Source organism: Pseudomonas sp. B14(2022) (genome assembly GCF_012030485.1).
Classification (GTDB): domain Bacteria; phylum Pseudomonadota; class Gammaproteobacteria; order Pseudomonadales; family Pseudomonadaceae; genus Aquipseudomonas.
Genome location: NZ_JAAUVM010000031.1, coordinates 1 through 17,410, shown reverse-complemented (window position 1 = coordinate 17,410; position 17,410 = coordinate 1). Strand labels below are relative to the sequence as shown.

General features: G+C 60.5%; 19 protein-coding genes. 7 read left to right on the top strand and 12 right to left on the bottom strand.

All coding sequences use genetic code 11. The features are described from left to right. Positions 1–32 precede the first annotated feature (32 nt). Complete coding sequence (locus tag HCF10_RS28690) at positions 33–413, bottom strand: hypothetical protein (RefSeq protein ID WP_027607958.1); 381 nt, start codon at positions 411–413, stop codon at positions 33–35. Between the two features lie 147 nt (positions 414–560). Between HCF10_RS28690 and HCF10_RS28685 the strand changes: the two genes are divergently transcribed. Together HCF10_RS28685 and HCF10_RS28680 are read left to right on the top strand one after the other, a co-directional pair. After that, the gene (locus tag HCF10_RS28685; protein ID WP_053134724.1) at positions 561–758 is read left to right on the top strand and encodes a heavy-metal-associated domain-containing protein; all 198 of its coding nucleotides are present in this window, start codon (positions 561–563) and stop codon (positions 756–758) included. 85 nt (positions 759–843) lie between these two features. Continuing rightward, positions 844–2,037, top strand: coding sequence for a multidrug effflux MFS transporter (locus tag HCF10_RS28680; RefSeq protein WP_131696674.1), 1,194 nt, complete (start codon positions 844–846; stop codon positions 2,035–2,037). 8 nt (positions 2,038–2,045) lie between these two features. Here the strand turns inward: HCF10_RS28680 and HCF10_RS28675 are convergent, their stop codons facing one another. The 3 genes from HCF10_RS28675 to HCF10_RS28665 form a co-directional block, all read right to left on the bottom strand. Then, the gene (locus HCF10_RS28675; RefSeq protein WP_131696673.1) at positions 2,046–2,228 is read right to left on the bottom strand and encodes a hypothetical protein; all 183 of its coding nucleotides are present in this window, start codon (positions 2,226–2,228) and stop codon (positions 2,046–2,048) included. Between the two features lie 147 nt (positions 2,229–2,375). Next, complete coding sequence (locus HCF10_RS28670) at positions 2,376–3,389, bottom strand: zinc-binding alcohol dehydrogenase family protein (protein ID WP_167656890.1); 1,014 nt, start codon at positions 3,387–3,389, stop codon at positions 2,376–2,378. Positions 3,390–3,413: 24 nt separating this feature from the next. Continuing rightward, positions 3,414–3,707, bottom strand: coding sequence for a putative quinol monooxygenase (locus tag HCF10_RS28665; RefSeq protein ID WP_131696671.1), 294 nt, complete (start codon positions 3,705–3,707; stop codon positions 3,414–3,416). 115 nt (positions 3,708–3,822) lie between these two features. Here HCF10_RS28665 and HCF10_RS28660 point away from each other — a divergent pair, with 115 nt between their 5' ends. Both HCF10_RS28660 and HCF10_RS28655 read left to right on the top strand, forming a co-directional pair. After that, on the top strand, positions 3,823–4,749 hold the full coding sequence (locus HCF10_RS28660) for a LysR family transcriptional regulator (protein ID WP_131696670.1): 927 nt from the start codon (positions 3,823–3,825) through the stop codon (positions 4,747–4,749). Positions 4,750–4,886: 137 nt separating this feature from the next. Further along, positions 4,887–5,582, top strand: a complete 696-nt coding sequence (locus tag HCF10_RS28655) for an ArsR/SmtB family transcription factor (protein WP_167656889.1) — start codon at positions 4,887–4,889, stop codon at positions 5,580–5,582. An 89-nt stretch (positions 5,583–5,671) separates the two neighbouring features. On the opposite strand, the gene HCF10_RS28650 is transcribed toward HCF10_RS28655, so the two are convergent. Beyond that, on the bottom strand, positions 5,672–6,625 hold the full coding sequence (locus HCF10_RS28650) for an adenosine deaminase (protein ID WP_043051475.1): 954 nt from the start codon (positions 6,623–6,625) through the stop codon (positions 5,672–5,674). Positions 6,626–6,819: 194 nt separating this feature from the next. Between HCF10_RS28650 and HCF10_RS28645 the strand changes: the two genes are divergently transcribed. Next, on the top strand, positions 6,820–7,911 hold the full coding sequence (locus tag HCF10_RS28645; protein WP_167656888.1) for a calcium:proton antiporter: 1,092 nt from the start codon (positions 6,820–6,822) through the stop codon (positions 7,909–7,911). Between the two features lie 62 nt (positions 7,912–7,973). On the opposite strand, the gene HCF10_RS28640 is transcribed toward HCF10_RS28645, so the two are convergent. The 6 genes from HCF10_RS28640 to HCF10_RS28615 all read right to left on the bottom strand — a co-directional run bounded on the left by HCF10_RS28640 (position 7,974) and on the right by HCF10_RS28615 (position 13,966). After that, complete coding sequence (locus tag HCF10_RS28640) at positions 7,974–9,332, bottom strand: 8-oxoguanine deaminase (protein ID WP_167656887.1); 1,359 nt, start codon at positions 9,330–9,332, stop codon at positions 7,974–7,976. A gap of 146 nt (positions 9,333–9,478) precedes the next feature. After that, a complete protein-coding gene (locus HCF10_RS28635) occupies positions 9,479–10,165 on the bottom strand; it encodes an SDR family oxidoreductase (protein ID WP_167656886.1) in 687 nt (228 codons plus the stop codon). Positions 10,166–10,221: 56 nt separating this feature from the next. Continuing rightward, on the bottom strand, positions 10,222–10,803 hold the full coding sequence (locus HCF10_RS28630) for an IMPACT family protein (protein WP_145336109.1): 582 nt from the start codon (positions 10,801–10,803) through the stop codon (positions 10,222–10,224). A 12-nt stretch (positions 10,804–10,815) separates the two neighbouring features. Next, a complete protein-coding gene (locus HCF10_RS28625) occupies positions 10,816–11,475 on the bottom strand; it encodes a TetR/AcrR family transcriptional regulator (RefSeq protein WP_027607945.1) in 660 nt (219 codons plus the stop codon). Positions 11,476–11,562: 87 nt separating this feature from the next. Then, a complete protein-coding gene (locus HCF10_RS28620; RefSeq protein ID WP_167656885.1) occupies positions 11,563–12,957 on the bottom strand; it encodes a uracil-xanthine permease family protein in 1,395 nt (464 codons plus the stop codon). An 88-nt stretch (positions 12,958–13,045) separates the two neighbouring features. After that, positions 13,046–13,966, bottom strand: a complete 921-nt coding sequence (locus HCF10_RS28615; RefSeq protein ID WP_027607943.1) for a LysR family transcriptional regulator — start codon at positions 13,964–13,966, stop codon at positions 13,046–13,048. A 126-nt stretch (positions 13,967–14,092) separates the two neighbouring features. On the opposite strand from HCF10_RS28615, the gene HCF10_RS28610 reads away from it, so the two are divergent. After that, entirely contained in the window at positions 14,093–15,442 is a 1,350-nt protein-coding gene (locus HCF10_RS28610; protein ID WP_027607942.1) for an aspartate aminotransferase family protein, read from the top strand. 39 nt (positions 15,443–15,481) lie between these two features. Next, positions 15,482–16,975 carry a CoA-acylating methylmalonate-semialdehyde dehydrogenase gene (locus tag HCF10_RS28605; RefSeq protein WP_167656884.1) on the top strand — a complete coding sequence of 498 codons (1,494 nt, stop codon included), beginning with the start codon at positions 15,482–15,484 and terminating at the stop codon, positions 16,973–16,975. Positions 16,976–17,161: 186 nt separating this feature from the next. On the opposite strand, the gene HCF10_RS31120 is transcribed toward HCF10_RS28605, so the two are convergent. Then, positions 17,162–17,410, bottom strand: a 249-nt coding sequence (locus HCF10_RS31120) for a hypothetical protein (RefSeq protein WP_205885916.1), incomplete at its 5' end; no start/stop codon positions are given.

The following is a 17,410-nucleotide window of genomic DNA, read 5'->3' as shown; positions in this document are numbered from 1 at the left end:
CAACCTTGACCTGTGGGGAAGGTCAAGCGCCTTCAGTATTCCAGTGCGGCGGGTTTGAGGTACATGCCTTCCGGCCCCTGGGCAATGCGCAGCTTGCGTACGTCACCGGCCTTGAGCGTGATGTTCTGCGCCGGCGGTGCGAGCAGGCCAGGCAAGCAGCCCGGTGACTGGCCCGGCAGCAGTTTCAGGCGCAGCGACACATTGCCGGCGGGCAGGTTGAACGAGGTGGACTGTTCCTGGAACAGGCGCCCGGCCAACTGGTCCTGGATGTACAGACCGATTTCGCAATTAGTCGGTACTTCCAGGCGTTCGCGGGAAATGATCAGCACCGCATAGTCTTCTGCGGCGAGGGCCTGAGGCGCAGCGGCAGATAAGCTCATCAGGCCGACAAGGCCAAAAAACGACCAGCGCATGGCGAATGCTCCGTGGTTTGAATCAAAGATGGGTGAAGCTTGGCCGACGGAGCGGTGTAATACCAGCCCGGCCGAAAGTTTCAGAACTTGACCTTGCCATCGTGGCAAGGTCGAGACTGGGTTCAACCTCATCAAAGGAGTCATGTCATGCAAATATTCAGCGTTGAAGGAATGACCTGCGGCCATTGCGTTCGGGCGGTCACCCAGGCGGTGCAGAGCCAGGACCCCGCGGCCAGCGTGAAGGTCGACCTGGCGGCGAAAGAGGTGGGCGTCGAAAGCCGTCTGTCTGCCGATGAAGTGATCAGCCTGATCACCGAAGAGGGCTACACCGCCAAGCTGGCCTGACCCATTCAAATAGTTAGCGAGCTATCGTATTCAATGCACCCAAGCGCGGCTAAACTGTCGGGCTGCCGACACACTTGGGTGCCTGATGAACCTTCGCATAATCCTGATTCTGGGTGCCTTGAGCGCCTTCGCGCCGTTGGCGATCGACTTCTATCTGCCGGGCTTTCCTGCCATGGCGACGGCCTTCGGGACCGACGAAAAACATATCCAGTTGACCCTGGCGGTGTATTTCGCTGGCTTGGCCATCGGCCAGTTGATCTACGGCCCGCTGGCGGACCGCTTCGGTCGGCGCGGCCCGCTGCTCAGCGGCGTGACCCTGTTTACCCTGGCGTCCTTTGCCTGCGCGTACGCGCCCTCCCTGGAGTGGCTGATTGGCGCACGCTTCGTGCAGGCCCTGGGCGGTTGCGCAGGCATGGTGATTTCCCGTGCAGTGGTCAGTGACAAATGTGATGCGGTGGGCTCGGCCAAGGTGTACTCGCAACTGATGCTGGTGACCGGCCTGGCGCCGATCCTGGCGCCATTGGCGGGTGGTGTGATGGTCGGGTTGTGGGGCTGGCAGTCGATTTTCCTCGCGCTGTCGATCTTCAGCGTGATGGCGGCGATCGCCGTGGCGGTCGGTTTGCCGGAGACCTTTCCGGCCCATCAGCCGCGTCAGCCCTTGTCCGGGTCGCTGCGTCGCTATGGTGCGCTGTTGTCAGACCGGGTCTACCTCGGTTACGCCCTGACCGGGGGCATTTCGATTGCCGGGATGTTTGCCTACATCGCCGGCTCCCCGTTCGTATTTATCAAACTCTATGGCGTGCCCGCTGAGCATTACGGCTGGCTGTTCGGCTCCAACGCCGCCGGCTTCATCCTGGTTGCACAGGTTAACGCGCGGCTGCTGGCCAAACGTGGCCCGGCGTTTCTGCTGTCGCGTACGGTGTGGGTTTATCTGCTGGCAGCGCTGTCACTGCTGGGTATCGCGGCCTTGCGCACCGATGCGCTATGGCCGTTGCTGGTACCGCTGTTCATCTGTATCGCCAGCCTGGGCTGCATTCTGCCCAACACCTCGGCCTGCGCCATGAGCGGGCAGGGCGCCCGGGCCGGCAGTGCGTCGGCCTTGCTCGGTTGCATTCAGTTTGGTGTGGCGGCAGGGGCGGCTTCGTTGGTGGGCGTGCTGCACGACGGCACGGCGATGCCGATGGCGATGGTCATCAGCTTGTGCGGGGTGTTGGCGGTGACGATTGCGATGTTGACCCAGCGCCTGCAACGGGCAAGGGCCACGCAGGCGCAGGGCTGAAATGCAGGTCAGCCAGCGGCGGAGCGTTGCTGGCTGAGTGGGAAACGGTGGGGGGCCCGGATACGGGCTTGCAGGGTATCGGCAAAGGCGCGGGCCTCGGCCTCGCTGCGGAAGGTGAACGCATCGCCGTCGAGACGAACCTGCCATTTGTTTCCTGGGGATTTTGCTAACGCTTTTATCAGGATTTTCATTGCTGACTTCCTCACGTAAAAGAATCGTGGCAAAGGCGGCCAATATAAACCCGAATACGCTCACAAATATGACAAAGATCAACTCTCTGACTAGTGGTGTCGTCCATCACTCACACGAATAACGGACGACACTGACAGACGTTATCTTCAGAACCCTTCCAGCACGATCTTGCCCTTGGCCTTGCCGCTTTCCAGCAGCGCATGGGCACGGCGCAGGTTCGCCGCATTGATCACACCGAAGTGCTCGCCCAGCGTGGTTTTCAAGGTGCCGGCGTCGATCAGTTCGGCCACGCGATTGAGCAGGTTGTGCTGCTCGATCATGTCCGGCGTCTCGAACATCGAGCGCGTGTACATGAACTCCCAATGCAGTGACAGGCTCTTGCGCTTGAGTTTGCTCACGTCCAGCGCCTTGGGGTCGTCGATCAGCGCCAGCTTGCCTTGGGGTTGCAGCGCTTCGACCAGTTGGTCCAGGTGATGCTCGGTTTGGGTCAGGCTGGCGACGTGGGTTACCTGCGGGTGGCCGGATTGTTTCAACGCTTCGCTCAGCGGTTGGCTGTGGTCGATCACCAGGTCGGCGCCGAGTGCCTTGGTCCATTCCTGGGTTTCCGGGCGCGAGGCGGTGCCGATCACCGTCAGTGCGGTGAGCTGGCTGGCCAGTTGGGTCAGGATCGAACCCACACCACCGGCGGCGCCGACAATGAGCAGGCTCTGGCCTTCAGCCTCTTTACCTTCACGCACTTGCAGGCGTTCGAATAGCAGCTCCCAGGCGGTGATGGCGGTCAGCGGCAGCGCGGCGGCTTCGGCATAGCCCAGGCTCTTGGGCATGTGGCCGACAATGCGCTCATCGACGGTGTGCAGTTCGCTGTTAGCGCCTGGGCGTATCAGGGAACCCGCGTAGAACACCTTGTCGCCGACTTTGAACAGGCTCACTTCGCTGCCGACGGCCTTGACCACACCGGCCACGTCCCAGCCCAGCACTTTGGCCGCGCCGTTTTCGGGGGCGACGTTCTGGCGCACCTTGGTGTCCACCGGGTTGACCGAGATGGCTTTGACTTCCACCAGCAAGTCGCGGGGACCGGCAACGGGCTCCGGCAGCTGGATGTCTTGCAGGGATTTTTCATCGTTGATCGGCAGTGATGCGTAGTAGGCAATGGCTTTCATGGGGGCTCCGGAAAAAGGCGGTGATCAGGCGAGAAACTTCAGGCGCTTGAGTTCGAAGTGTTCGATGACATCAGCGGCTTTAGCGCGAAAACTTTGGATATGCGCGCTCTGGTCGTGGTCGGCCAGTGCTGCGTCATCGCTCCAGCGTTCGAGCATGTAGAAGGTCTCAGGGTGCTGCAGGTCCTGGTGCAGGTCGTATTGCTCGCAGCCGGCTTCAAGACGCGTGGGTTCCAGCAAGTCGCGCAGCAGCGGCTCCAAGGTGGCCTGTTGGCCAGGTTTGGCGATCAGCGTGGCGATGACGTTAAAGGCTGTGGACATATTCAACTCCAGACACGTGATAACGGGATGGGTAGATGATTGGCCATTTCCCTGCAAGATAAAAGCGGCTAAAACAGCACGCTGTTTCAATAATATTTTGATAATGGGTGGGTGAATGCTGCGTTTTGACGATTTGCAGTTGTTTGTACGCGCGGCGGACCTGGGCAGTTTGTCGGCGGCGGCGCGGGTGATGGACCTGTCGCCCGCCGTGGCCAGCGCGGCGCTCAAGCGCATCGAACAGCAATTGGGCGCGCGTCTGCTGGCGCGCTCCACCCGCAGCCTGCGCCTGACCGCCGAAGGTGAAGGCTTCCTGCAATATGCCCGCGCTGCGCTGAGTTCACTGGACGAAGGACGGCGCTTATTGGCCAGTGGTCAGGACCATGTCAGCGGGGTGTTGCAACTCTCGGCTCCTTCGGATTTCGGCCGCAACCAATTACTGCCTTGGCTGGACGAATTTCAGCACGAGTACCCGCAACTCACCGTACGCCTGCTGTTGGGTGATCGGATTGCCGACCTGTTCCGCCAGCCGGTGGACATTGCCCTGCGCTATGGCGAACCCGAAGACTCGAGTCTGATCGCCCTGCCCGTCGCGCCGCACAACGTTCGTGTGTTATGCGCAGCCCCCAGCTACCTCGCGCGTTATGGCGAGCCGCGACACCTGGAGCAATTGGCCCAGCACAATTGCTTGCTTTACATGCTTGGCAGCCGAGTCCATGACCACTGGACCTTTCACGATGGCAAACGTGAAATCAGCCTCACAGTCAGTGGCGACCGCTTCAGCGATGATGCCGATGTGGTGCGCCGCTGGGCGGTGGCGGGCGTGGGCATTGCCTACAAATCCTGGCTGGATGTGAGCACCGATGTACTGGCCGGGCGCTTGCGCCTGGTCTTGCCTGAGTTGCGTGGCGAGCGCACACCGCTCAATTTGCTGTGCGCCCACCGGGCCCAGTTGAGCAAACCTATCAACCTGCTGCGGGAAATGCTCGTGTCGCGCTGTGCGATATTGACCGCTCAATTGCCGGATCGATTGTGTACGACGTAATAGCCTCCATCAGACAAGGAAATTTCACTCAGCTCCTGTCCCTACTCACGCTGTCAGACACCGCGGAACCGCTGGTTTACGCACCTATACTTTGGCGCCCACCGCATCAGAAAAATAATTCGATAGGGAGTGAATCGATGGAAGAAGCACCATGCATCAGTCAGATCGCCAGCTTGCTCGCCGAGCCCAAACGCACCGCCATGCTCTGGTCCCTGATGGACGGCTCGGCCAAGTCCTCGGAGGAATTGGCAACGCTTGCCGGGCTGTCACCCGCCTCGGCCAATGCTCATCTGGCACGACTGACGGGGAGTGGCTTGCTGCGTACCGAGGGCGGGCGTGGCAAGCGACTGTTCCGCGTGGCGGCTGCCGATGTCAGCGTCGCCATCGATGCCTTGGCCAGTACGACCCTGGCCAGCGCAGCACGTAGCGCACCGCATGCTTCACCGCCGGTGTTGGTGGCGCCGCCACTGTTGCGACATGCGCGGCTGTGCCAGGGCCACCTCGGCGGCGAAGTGGCGGCGCAGTTGTATGAGCGGATGTTGGCGGCGGGGTGGATCGAGCGTCATGAACAACGCATTGAAGTCACGGTCAAGGGCGCACGGCACTTGGCGGGCCTGGGTATTTACACCCAGGCGCTGGCGTCGCCACTGGTGTGCGACTGCTTCGATTGGAGCCAGCGGCAACCGCACCTGGGCGGCGCGCTGGGTGCGGGGCTGTTGCAGCTGTTCCTGCAATCGAACTGGATCAGCCTGGTCAACGAGTCCCGGGCGGTGCAGCTCAACGATAACGGGCTGGCAGAAATCGCCCGATTGGCCATGTCCGAACAACCCTAGCGCCGACGGTTACCGCCGCGTACTCCTTATCATCATCGCCCTGGATTTTTTAGATTCCATGGACCTGGCGATGATGACATTGCGTGCAGTCAGGGTTTTACCAGGCGCGCATCCAGGCTGTTCTGCGCCAGGCGTTTGGCCTGGTCCTGGGTCATGCCCAGCGAGGTGTACAGCGCGTGGAAGTTTTCGGTGACATAGCCGCCGAAGTACGCCGGGTCATCCGAGTTCACCGTTACCTTCACGCCACGTTCGAGCATGTCGAGGATGTTGTGCTGGGCCATGTCGTCGAACACGCAGAGCTTGGTGTTGGACAGCGGGCAAACGGTCAACGGGATCTGCTCGTCGATGATGCGCTGCATCAGGCGCTCGTCTTCGATGGCGCGTACGCCATGGTCGATACGCTGGATTTTCAGCAGGTCGATGGCTTCCCAGATGTACTCGGGCGGACCTTCTTCACCGGCGTGGGCGACGGTGAGGAAGCCTTCGTGTCGGGCACGGTCGAACACACGCTGGAACTTGCTCGGCGGATGACCCATTTCCGAACTGTCCAGGCCCACGGCCACGAACGCGTCACGGAACGGCAGTGCCTGGTCGAGGGTTTTCTCGGCTTCGGCTTCGCTCAGGTGACGCAGGAAGCTGAGGATCAAACCGCTGGTGATGCCCAACTGCTGCTCGCCATCTTTAAGCGCGGCGGCGATGCCGTTGAGCACCACTTCGAACGGCACGCCACGGTCGGTGTGGGTTTGCGGGTCGAAGAAGGGTTCGGTGTGGATCACGTTCTGGGCTTTGCAGCGCAGCAGGTAGGCCCAGGTCAGGTCGTAGAAGTCCTGGGAGGTGCGCAGCACATCGGCGCCCTTGTAATACAGGTCGAGAAACTCTTGCAGGTTGTTGAAGGCATAAGCCTTGCGCAGGGTTTCGACGTCGTTCCACGGCAGCGCTATCTTGTTGCGCTCAGCCAGGGCGAACAGCAGCTCAGGCTCCAGCGAGCCCTCCAGGTGCAGGTGCAATTCAGCCTTGGGCAGGGCGTTGAGCCAATCGTACATTTTCTAAATTCTCATCAGGTGCAATGGCGGCATTCTACAGGCCATGGCTGAAATAATCGGCAAAACCTGACCAGCAGGAGAGTATTCGATTTGTTCACGCAAGGACCGTGTGAACTAAGGTGTAACGAAACGTTAGCGGCTTGGCGCAGTCTGTACCCCATCAATGACTGATTTGCCGCACTAAAAGGCCCGGAATGCTCACATCCCTCAAGCAAGAAAAATTCATGTTGCTGGCGCTGATTGCCGCCATCGCCGCCTACCCGTTGGAGCACTGGATGCTGCACAGCGGGCAAATGGTGGCGCTGTTGGCCGGCGTGGTGTTGATCGGTTTTATCGTGGTGGCATCAATGCGTGTGGCCCACCACGCCGAGCAACTCGCAGAAAAGGTCGGCGACCCCTACGGCACCATGATCCTGACCCTCGCCGCCGTGCTGGTGGAGGTCGTGATCCTGGCGATCATGATGAGCAACGAGCCGTCACCCACCTTGGTGCGCGACACCATTTATTCGGCGGTGATGCTCGATATCAACGGCATCCTCGGTCTGGCAGCGTTGATGGGCGGCATCAAGCATGGCGAACAGTCCTACAATGATGATTCGGCACGTACCTACAGCGTAATGATCCTGACCGCCATGGGCGTGTCGATGGTGGTGCCGGAGTTTATCCCCGAAGCCGACTGGAAAATTTACTCGGCCTTCACCATCGGCGCGATGGTGGTGCTCTACACCTTGTTCCTGCGCATGCAGGTGGGGCCGCACAGTTATTTCTTCAGCTATAGCTACCCGGAAAAGCGCCGCAAAAAAATGCCGGAGGAGGAGCAGTCGCCGCCGGTGAACCTGGCGTTTTCCATCGGTACCCTGGTGTTCGGCGTGATTGTGATTGGTGCGCTGGCCGAGGTGATGTCCAAGACCCTCGACCTGGGCCTGGAAGGCACGGGCGCACCGCCGGTGATCACGGCGATCGTGGTGGCGGCTATTTCGGCGGCACCGGAGATTCTGACGGCCTTGCGTGCTGCGCTGGCCAACCGCATGCAGTCGGTGGTGAACATTGCCCTGGGCGCGTCGTTGTCGACGGTGATCCTGACGGTGCCGGTGATGGAAGCCATGGCGCTCTACACCGGCCAGCCGTTCCAGATGGCGATGACGCCGGTGCAAACGGTGATGGTGTTGATCACGCTGATTGTCAGCGCGATCAACCTCAACGATGGCGAAACCAATGCCATCGAAGGGATGACCCATTTTGTGTTGTTTGCGACCTTTATCATGTTGTCGCTGTTGGGCTTGTAAGCACCGCGCACTCCAATGTGGGAGGAGGCAAGCCCTCTCCCACATTTTGACCGGTGTTTGACTTAGGTTCCGGCGATCAGTTGCCGCGCCGCCTGGCTGTGATCGGCGATCAAGCCTTTCAGGTCCAGGCCTTCCACCTGCCCGTCGATGACCCGCCATTTGCCGCCGATCATCACCCGGTCCGCCCGATCCGCACCGCACAGCAGCAGTGTGGAGATCGGATCATGGCTGCCGGAGAAGCGCAGTTCATCCAGTTTGAACAGCGCCAGGTCGGCCTGTTTGCCTACGGCCAATTCACCAATATCCGTACGCCCCAGTAGCTGCGCCGATCCTTTGGTTGCCCAGCCCAGCACGCCTTCGGGAGTGATCTTTTCGGCGCCGTAACGCAGGCGCTGGATGTACAGGGCCTGGCGGGTTTCAAGGATCATATTTGACGCATCGTTGGAGGCAGAACCGTCCACACCCAGGCCGATGGGCGCGCCGGCAGCGATCAGGTCCAGGGTCGGGCAGATGCCGGAGGCCAGGCGCATGTTGGAACTTGGGCAATGGCAGATACCCGTACCGGCGGCGCCAAGGCGCGCAATTTCATCCGGGTTGAAGTGAATGCCATGGGCCAGCCAGGTGCGCGGGCCGAGCCAGCCGACGCTGTCCAAGTAATCCACCGTGCGCAGGCCGAAGCGCTGCAGGCAGAAATCTTCTTCGTCGAGGGTTTCGGCCAGGTGGGTGTGCAGGCGCACATCCAGGCTGTTGGCCAGTTCGGCGCTGGCCTGCATGATTTGCGGGGTGACGGAAAACGGTGAGCAGGGTGCCAGGGCAATCTGGATGTGCGCACCGTCGCCGCGCTGGTGGTATTCGCGGATCAGGCGCTGGCTGTCGTCGAGGATGACCTGGCCCTGTTGTACCGTCTGTTGCGGTGGCAGGCCGCCGTCGGCTTCGCCCAGGCTCATGGAGCCACGGGTGAGCATGGCGCGCATGCCCAGTTCGCGCACGCTGTCGACTTGCACATCGATGGCGTTTTCCAGGCCGTCGGGGAACAGATAGTGGTGGTCTGCCGCCGTGGTGCACCCCGAGAGCAGCAACTCCGCGAGTGCCACCTTCGACGCCAGGGCGAGTTTTTCCGGAGTCAGTCGCGCCCAGACCGGGTACAGGGTTTTCAACCAGGGAAACAATGGCTGATTGACTACCGGCGCCCAGGCGCGGGTCAGGGTTTGATAGAAGTGATGGTGGGTGTTGATCAGCCCGGGCAGGACCACATGCTCACGCGCATCGAACACTTGGGCGCAGGGCTGTGCGGGTTCCTGACCCTGTGCCAGCACTTCGCTGATCACACCGTCTTGCAGCACCAGGCCGCCACGGGCGTCGAGGCCGTTGGCGGTGAAAATCGCGAGGGGTTTTTTTAACCAGATACGGGTCGCAGGCATTGGCCGGCTCCTCTGAATAATGGGTTCAGGTTTGCCAGCTCAGTGATGCCCTGTCTGCTGATCCAGGGTCGCCGGTGAGGGCGAGGTGGGCAGTCTACGCGTGGATCGTTATCGACGGCAATCGCTCGATAACGACCCTGTGCGGCTTACCAGGCGATGGTGTCGCCCTTGTAGTCCACGAAGTGATGGCCGCCCTTGCCGGTGTAGGCGTTCACTTGGTCCACCAGGCCGCGCACGCTGGTGTCGACATCAATGTGCGCGTTTTCGCCGCCCATGTCGGTCTTCACCCAGCCAGGGTGCAGCGACAGCACGGTGAGTTTGTGATCGCCCAGTTGGGTAGTGAAGCTGTTGGTCATGGAGTTGAGTGCGGCCTTGCTGGCCTTGTACAGGGCCAGGTCCGAGCCATCGGGGATGGTCACGCTGCCCAGCACCGAACTCATGAACGCCAGCACGCCGCTGTCCTTGCGGATCTGCCCGACGAAGCGCTGGGCCAGGTTGATCGGCGCCACGGCGTTGGTGAAGAACAGCTGGCCGACTTCCGCCAGGGTGGCATGGCCAGGTTCTTGATTGGCGGGGCCCTTGACGCCTGCGTTGACGAATAACAAGTCGAAGGTGCGGTCTTTGAGGCGTTGGTTCAGGGCGATCACGGCCTGCTGATCGTCCATGTCGAGTTTCTCGATCTGCACCGGGCCCACGGCTTTCAGGGCATCGGCCTTGTTCGGGTCACGCACGGTGGCGGTCACGTCCCAGCCGTCCTGGAGCAATTGCTTGACCAGGCCAAGGCCCAGCCCGCGTGAGGCGCCGATGATCAGTGCGGTTTTTGGCGTAGGCATGAAGGCTTCCTTTAAAAGTCGCGGTTCAGGGTGTTCAGCGGACAACATTAGCAGTTTCAGCGTTGCAGCAGGATGCGCCCACGGCTCAGGTCGGCGAGCTGGGTTTGCAGGGTGCCGATGTGGGCTTCGCCCAGGGCCAGTTGTAACTCCACGCCATTGGCGGTGAAGGTTTCTTCCAGCACCAGCCCGCCCAACTCGGCGACGCGCAGTTTGACCAGGTTCAACTCGGAGAAAGCGCAGGCGCAACTCAGCGGCACGCGGCTGATCAGTTCGATGCGCTCGGCATTTTGCAGGCACTTGTTCGCACCGCCACCATAAGCGCGGGCCAGGCCGCCGGTACCGAGTTGTATGCCGCCATACCAGCGAATCACCAGCACTGCGACCTGATCAAAACCTTGGGCCTCGATGGCCGCCAGGATCGGCCGCCCTGCGGTGCCGCCGGGTTCGCCGTCGTCACTGCTGCGGTATTGATCGGCCAGCTTCCAGGCCCAGCAGTTGTGCGTGGCGTTGAGGTCGCTGTGCTGCTCGAAAAATGCCTGGGCTTCTTGCGGGCTGGTGATCGGTGCGGCCAGGGTAATGAAGCGGCTTTTGCGAATTTCTTCGCGGAACTCGCAAAGGCCGGTGAGCGTGAAAGACATAAATAGCTTCGTCTATAGGGCAGGCTTGATGCCGCAGCCCTTGAGAATGATGTGGATCAGGTTGGTGCCGGCGTCTTCCATATCTTGCTTGGTCAGCTTGGTGCGACCGGTGACGCGGCAGATCTGGGTGGCGAAGTCGGCGTAGTGCTGAGTGCTGCCCCACAACAGGAAGATCAGGTGCACGGGGTCAATGGGGTCCATCTTGCCGGCGTCGATCCAGGCCTGGAACACCGCCGCCCGACCACTGAACCAGGCGCGGTAATCCTGGCTGAAGTATTCGGTCAGGCATTCGCCACCGCTGATGATTTCCATGGCGAAAATCCGCGAGGCCTGGGGCTGGCGCCGCGAAAACTCCATCTTGGTGCGGATGTAGCGGGAGAGGGCCACGGCCGGGTCGTCCTCGGCGGTCAGCGTGTTGAAGGTGCTGTCCCACAGTTCGAGGATATTGCTGAGCACTGCGATATACAGGCCCAGCTTGTTCGTGAAGTAGTAGTGCAAGTTGGCTTTGGGCAGCCCGGCGCTGGCAGCAATGGTGTTCATGCTGGTGCCCTTGTAGCCATGGCGCGCGAACTCATCTTCAGCAGCCTGGAGAATCGCTTGTTCGTTCTTTTGCCGGATGCGGCTGGCGGGCTTACCGGCGTGGTTGCTGTGGGCAGGAACTTCGAGGCTCATGGAGGTTTCCGTGCTGATCGATAGAGACGACGTGTGCACAGATAACCCACCCTCAAGCCTCAGACAAGTCCCGATGCAATAAAACCGTCAAAGCGGTTCCAGGGTGTCGCTTTCCTGCGCGTGGTTTGCGGCAGGAGCGGGCACCTTGGATTCCGGCAGTAACAGGCACAACACGATGGCGGTCAGGCCGCCGCTGGTGATGGCTGAGTCGAACAGGTTCTGCACCAGGGTTGGCATCAGGTGCAGCAGGTTCGGTTGTGCGGCGATGCCCAGGCCGACGCCGAACGAGGTGGCGATGATAAGCATGCTGCGACGGTCCAGGGGTGCCTGGGCGAGGATGCGTACGCCGGCGGCGGCCACACTGCCGAACATCACCAGGGTTGCGCCGCCCAACACGGGCTTGGGGATTTGTTGCAGCACGGCACCGATCAACGGGAACAAACCCAGGCAGAACAGCACCACGCCGATGTACAGGCCGACGTAGCGGCTGGCCACGCCGGTCAGTTGGATCACGCCGTTGTTCTGGGCAAAGGTGGTGTTGGGGAACGCGCTGAACGTGGCGGCGATCATGCAACTGACACCATCGCCGAGGACGCCGCCTTTGAGTCGGCTTATATAGGAAGGCCCGCTGATGGGTTGGCGCGCGATCATGCAGTTGGCGGTGAGGTCGCCGACGGTTTCGATGCTACTGATCAGATAAATCAGCGCGATCGGCAGGAAGGCGCTCCAGTCGAAGTTGAAGCCGAATCGAAAGGGGATCGGCAGGCTGACTAAAGGCAAGTCGCCCAGTGCCTGGGGGACCAGCTTGCCACTGAACCAGGCTGCGAGGCTGCCGAGGGCGAGACCGATGATGATCGCCGAGAGGCGCACCCAGGGTGTGTTGGAGCGGTTGAGCAAGATGATTGTCAGCACCACGAACAGGCCCAGGGCAAGGTTGGTCGGTGCGCCGAAGTCCGGTGCGTTGAAACCGCCTCCCAGGTCAGTGATACCGACCTTGATCAGGCTGATGCCGATCAGGGTAATGACAATCCCGGTCACCAGCGGGGTGATCACTCGGCGCAGTTGACCAATAAAGCGGCTGAGAATGACTTGCACTGCAGCGCCGAAAAAGCACACGCCGAAGATCATCGCCATGATGTCTTCCGGGCTGCCGCCGCGTTGCTTGACCAGAAAGCCGGCCGACAGCACTGCGCCCAGAAACGCAAAGCTGGTGCCTTGCAGGCAGATCATCCCGGCGCCGATCCCAAATGGCCTACGGGCCTGAATGAATGTGCCGACGCCGGACACCATTAACGCCATGCTGATCAGGTAGGGCAAGTGTGCGGTCAGGCCCAGGGTGGAGCCGATGATCAGCGGTGGCGTGATGATGCCGACAAAGGCGGCCAGCACATGTTGCAGTGCGGCCAGCAAGGCAGGGGCGGGTTTGGGGCGGTCATTGAGACCGTAGATCAGGTCACTGGGGCTGGAGGATTCTGGTGGCATGGCAAGCAAACTCGAGGCGGACGGTTCTAGGTCCTAGTGTCCTTGCAAAAAGCTGTCCAGGTGCTCAGCTTTTTGCGTAAGGCCCGAGTTAGCGCGTTGCCGCCAGGCTTTCCAGGAAGCTTTCCAGCACCAAATGAGGGCGACGGCCTTTGCGCGTGACCGATGCGAGGCTTAAATCGTAAAAGCGCGTAGCCGGTTTCAGCGCGCGCAGTCGGCCTTGTTGCACCCATAGGCTCGCGTAGTGGTCGGGCAAGTAACCGATGTAGCGACCGGTGAGAATCAGGAATGCCATGCCTTCGCGGTCCGAGGCGCTGGCGGTGCAGTTGAGTGCCTGGTAATGGGCCTGGATCTCGGCGGGCAGGCGGAAGGTGGGGGCGATGGCGTCCTGGGCGTCGATGCGCTCGTCGCCCAGTTGCTTGTCGTCGGCATAAAACAGGGGGTGGCCAACCGCGCAGTAAAGCAGTGAGCGTTCGCTGTACAGCGCCTGGTATTCCAGGCCGGACAGGGCGCTGGCCTGGGGCACCACACCGACATGCAGGCGGCCGTCGAGTACGCCTTGTTCGACTTCATTGGGGGCGATCATGCGGATCTGGATTTGTACGTCCGGTCCACGCTCCTTTAGCTGTGCCAGGGCGTGGGTGATTCGCATGTGGGGCAAGGTGACCAGGTTGTCGGTGAGGCCGATGATCAACTCGCCGCGCAAGTGCTGGTGCAGACCGTTGACCTCGGTGCGGAAACTTTCCAGGGCGCTTAGTAGTTGTAGGGCCGATTGGTAGACCTCGCGGCCTTCTTCGGTCAGCGAGAAACCGGCACGGCCGCGTTGGCAAAGTCTTAATCCGAGCCGCTGCTCAAGATCGCTCATTTGCTGGCTGATGGCGGAGCGGCCGATACCGAGCACAGTTTCCGCCGCCGAGAAGCCGCCGCACTCCACTACGCTGCGAAAGATGCGCAGCAGGCGGATATCGAAGTCGCTGACTTGGGCCAGGGGATCGGGTCGACGGCTGCTCATAGTTTAGTGAAGCCCTGACTGAAGGTTAGAAGAGTTGGATTTCACCGACTTTATGCCCGTGGCAATTTAGCTGCAACAACGCTTTTTCAATCCCGACGCTGCCTGTTGCCCTGCGAGGTTTTGCTGATGAACATGCCCGAAAACGCCCCATCGTCCCTGGCCAGCCAATTGAAGTTGGACGCTCACTGGATGCCTTACACCGCCAACCGTAACTTTCAGCGTGACCCGCGTCTGATCGTAGCCGCCGAAGGCAGCTGGTTGACCGATGACAAGGGGCGCAAGGTGTACGACTCGTTGTCGGGCCTGTGGACCTGTGGCGCCGGGCATACGCGCAAGGAAATTCAGGAGGCGGTCGCCAAGCAGCTGGGCACGCTTGACTACTCCCCAGGCTTCCAGTACGGCCATCCATTGTCTTTCCAACTGGCGGAAAAGATCACCGATTTGACCCCAGGCAACCTGAATCACGTGTTTTTCACCGACTCCGGTTCCGAGTGCGCCGATACTGCGGTGAAGATGGTGCGTGCCTACTGGCGCCTGAAGGGCCAGGCCACCAAGACCAAGATGATCGGCCGCGCCCGTGGTTATCACGGTGTGAACATCGCGGGTACCAGCCTGGGCGGCGTCAACGGCAACCGTAAGATGTTTGGTCAGGCGATGATGGACGTTGACCATCTGCCTCACACCTTGCTGGCGAGCAATGCTTTCTCTCGCGGCATGCCGGAGCAGGGCGGTATCGCCTTGGCTGATGAGTTGCTCAAGCTGATCGAACTGCACGACGCGTCGAACATCGCCGCTGTGTTTGTCGAACCGATGGCCGGCTCCGCTGGCGTGCTGGTGCCGCCGCAGGGTTACCTCAAGCGCCTGCGTGAGATCTGCGACCAGCACAACATTCTGCTGGTGTTCGACGAAGTGATCACCGGCTTCGGTCGTACCGGCTCGATGTTCGGCGCTGACAGCTTCGGCGTGACCCCGGACCTGATGTGCATCGCCAAGCAAGTCACCAACGGTGCGATCCCAATGGGTGCGGTGATTGCCAGCAGCGAGATTTATCAGACCTTTATGAACCAGGCCACGCCGGAATACGCGGTGGAGTTCCCCCACGGCTACACCTATTCGGCGCACCCGGTTGCCTGCGCGGCGGGCCTGGCGGCATTGGACCTGTTGCAGAAGGAAAACCTGGTGCAGAGCGTGGCCGAAGTCGCGCCGCACTTTGAGAATGCGCTGCACGGTTTGAAGGGCAGCAAGAACGTGATCGACATCCGTAACTACGGCCTGGCCGGTGCGATCCAGATTGCCCCACGTGACGGTGATGCCATCGTGCGCCCATTCGAGGCCGGCATGGCTCTGTGGAAAGCGGGCTTCTATGTGCGCTTTGGCGGTGACACCCTGCAGTTCGGGCCAACCTTCAACAGCAAGCCGCAGGACCTGGATCGCCTGTTCGATGCGGTCGGCGAAGTGCTGAACAAGATCGACTGATTTCTCCTTCTATATAGAACAACTTTTCAGGAGCCCTGCATGAGTCTTATCCAGCATTTGATCAACGGTGAGTTGGTCAGTGAGTCCGGCCGTACTGCCGATGTGTATAACCCGTCCACGGGCCAGGTGATTCACCAAGTGCCACTGGCCAGCCGCGAAACCATTCAACGTGCTATCGACTCGGCCAAGGCGGCCTTTCCGGCTTGGCGTAACACGCCGGCGGCCAAGCGCGCGCAGGTCATGTTCCGGTTCAAGCAATTGCTGGAGCAGAACGAAGCACGTATTTCGCAGCTGATCAGCGAGGAGCATGGCAAGACGCTGGAAGATGCCGCTGGCGAACTGAAGCGCGGGATCGAGAACGTTGAGTATGCGTGCTCGGCGCCGGAGATTCTCAAGGGCGAGTACAGCCGCAATGTCGGGCCGAACATTGATGCCTGGTCGGACTTCCAGCCGTTGGGCGTAGTGGCCGGTATTACCCCGTTCAACTTCCCGGCGATGGTGCCGCTGTGGATGTATCCGCTGGCGATTGTTTGCGGTAACTGCTTCATCCTCAAGCCTTCGGAGCGTGATCCGAGTTCGACGTTGTTGATCGCGCAACTGCTGCAGGAGGCCGGTCTTCCCAAAGGTGTGTTGAGTGTTGTGCACGGCGACAAGGGCGCGGTGGATGCGTTGATCGAGGCGCCGGAAGTCAAGGCGCTGAGTTTTGTGGGGTCGACGCCGATTGCCGAGTACATCTATTCCGAAGCGACCAAACGCGGTAAGCGCGTACAGGCACTGGGTGGAGCGAAGAATCATGCGGTGCTGATGCCGGATGCAGACCTGGATAACGCGGTCAGTGCTTTGATGGGCGCGGCCTATGGTTCCTGTGGCGAGCGCTGCATGGCGATCTCGGTGGCGGTGTGCGTAGGTGATCAGGTGGCGGATGCGTTGATCGCCAAGCTGGTGCCACAGATCAAGGCGCTGAAGATCGGTGCGGGCACGACATGTGGACTGGATATGGGGCCACTGGTGACGGGCCAGGCGCGGGATAAGGTCAGCGGCTATATAGAAGACGGTGTTGCGTCTGGTGCGGAGTTGGTGGTTGATGGTCGTGGACTGAGTATTGCCGGGAATGAAGACGGCTTCTTCCTGGGAGGCAGTCTGTTTGACCGTGTGACGCCTGAGATGCGCATCTATAAGGAAGAGATCTTCGGGCCGGTATTGTGCGTGGTCCGGGTGAGCAGCCTGGAAGCGGCGATGCAACTGATCAACGATCACGAGTATGGCAACGGTACGTGCATCTTCACCCGTGACGGTGAAGCGGCGCGTCTGTTCTGTGACGAAATTGAAGTGGGTATGGTCGGTGTGAATGTCCCATTGCCTGTGCCGGTGGCTTATCACAGCTTTGGTGGCTGGAAGCGTTCGTTGTTTGGCGACTTGCACGCCTATGGGCCGGATGGGGTGCGTTTCTACACCCGTCGTAAGGCGATCACCCAGCGTTGGCCGCAGCGGGCCAGCCATGAAGCGTCGCAATTCGCTTTCCCTAGCTTGTAAGCCTCTGTAAGCAGAAAGCCGGCCCCTTGGGGCCGGCTTTTGCGTTTTTGACTTATATGACAGAAAGATGAAAAAGAAGGTTGACGGCAGATCCTGGAAGTCTATAATTCGCCCACTTCCGGCGCAGTCGAAACATAAAACTCCTTGCTAAACAAAGAGTTATGCAGGATTAGACGGCGAGTTGCTTCAGTTCATCGAAGCCCAGAAGGAGTTGATAGAGTCTTGTTGTTTGGCGCTATTAACGATTCGATCTTCTCGGTCGAAAGCGGAGAAAAAGAGGTGTTGACAGCAGCGTGTAACGCTGTAGAATTCGCCTCCCGCTAACGAGAGATCGGAAGCGCAAGTGGTTGAAGTTGTTGAAGAAATCTTCGAAAGCTTCTGAAAATAATCACTTGACAGCAAATGAGGCTGCTGTAGAATGCGCGCCTCGGTTGA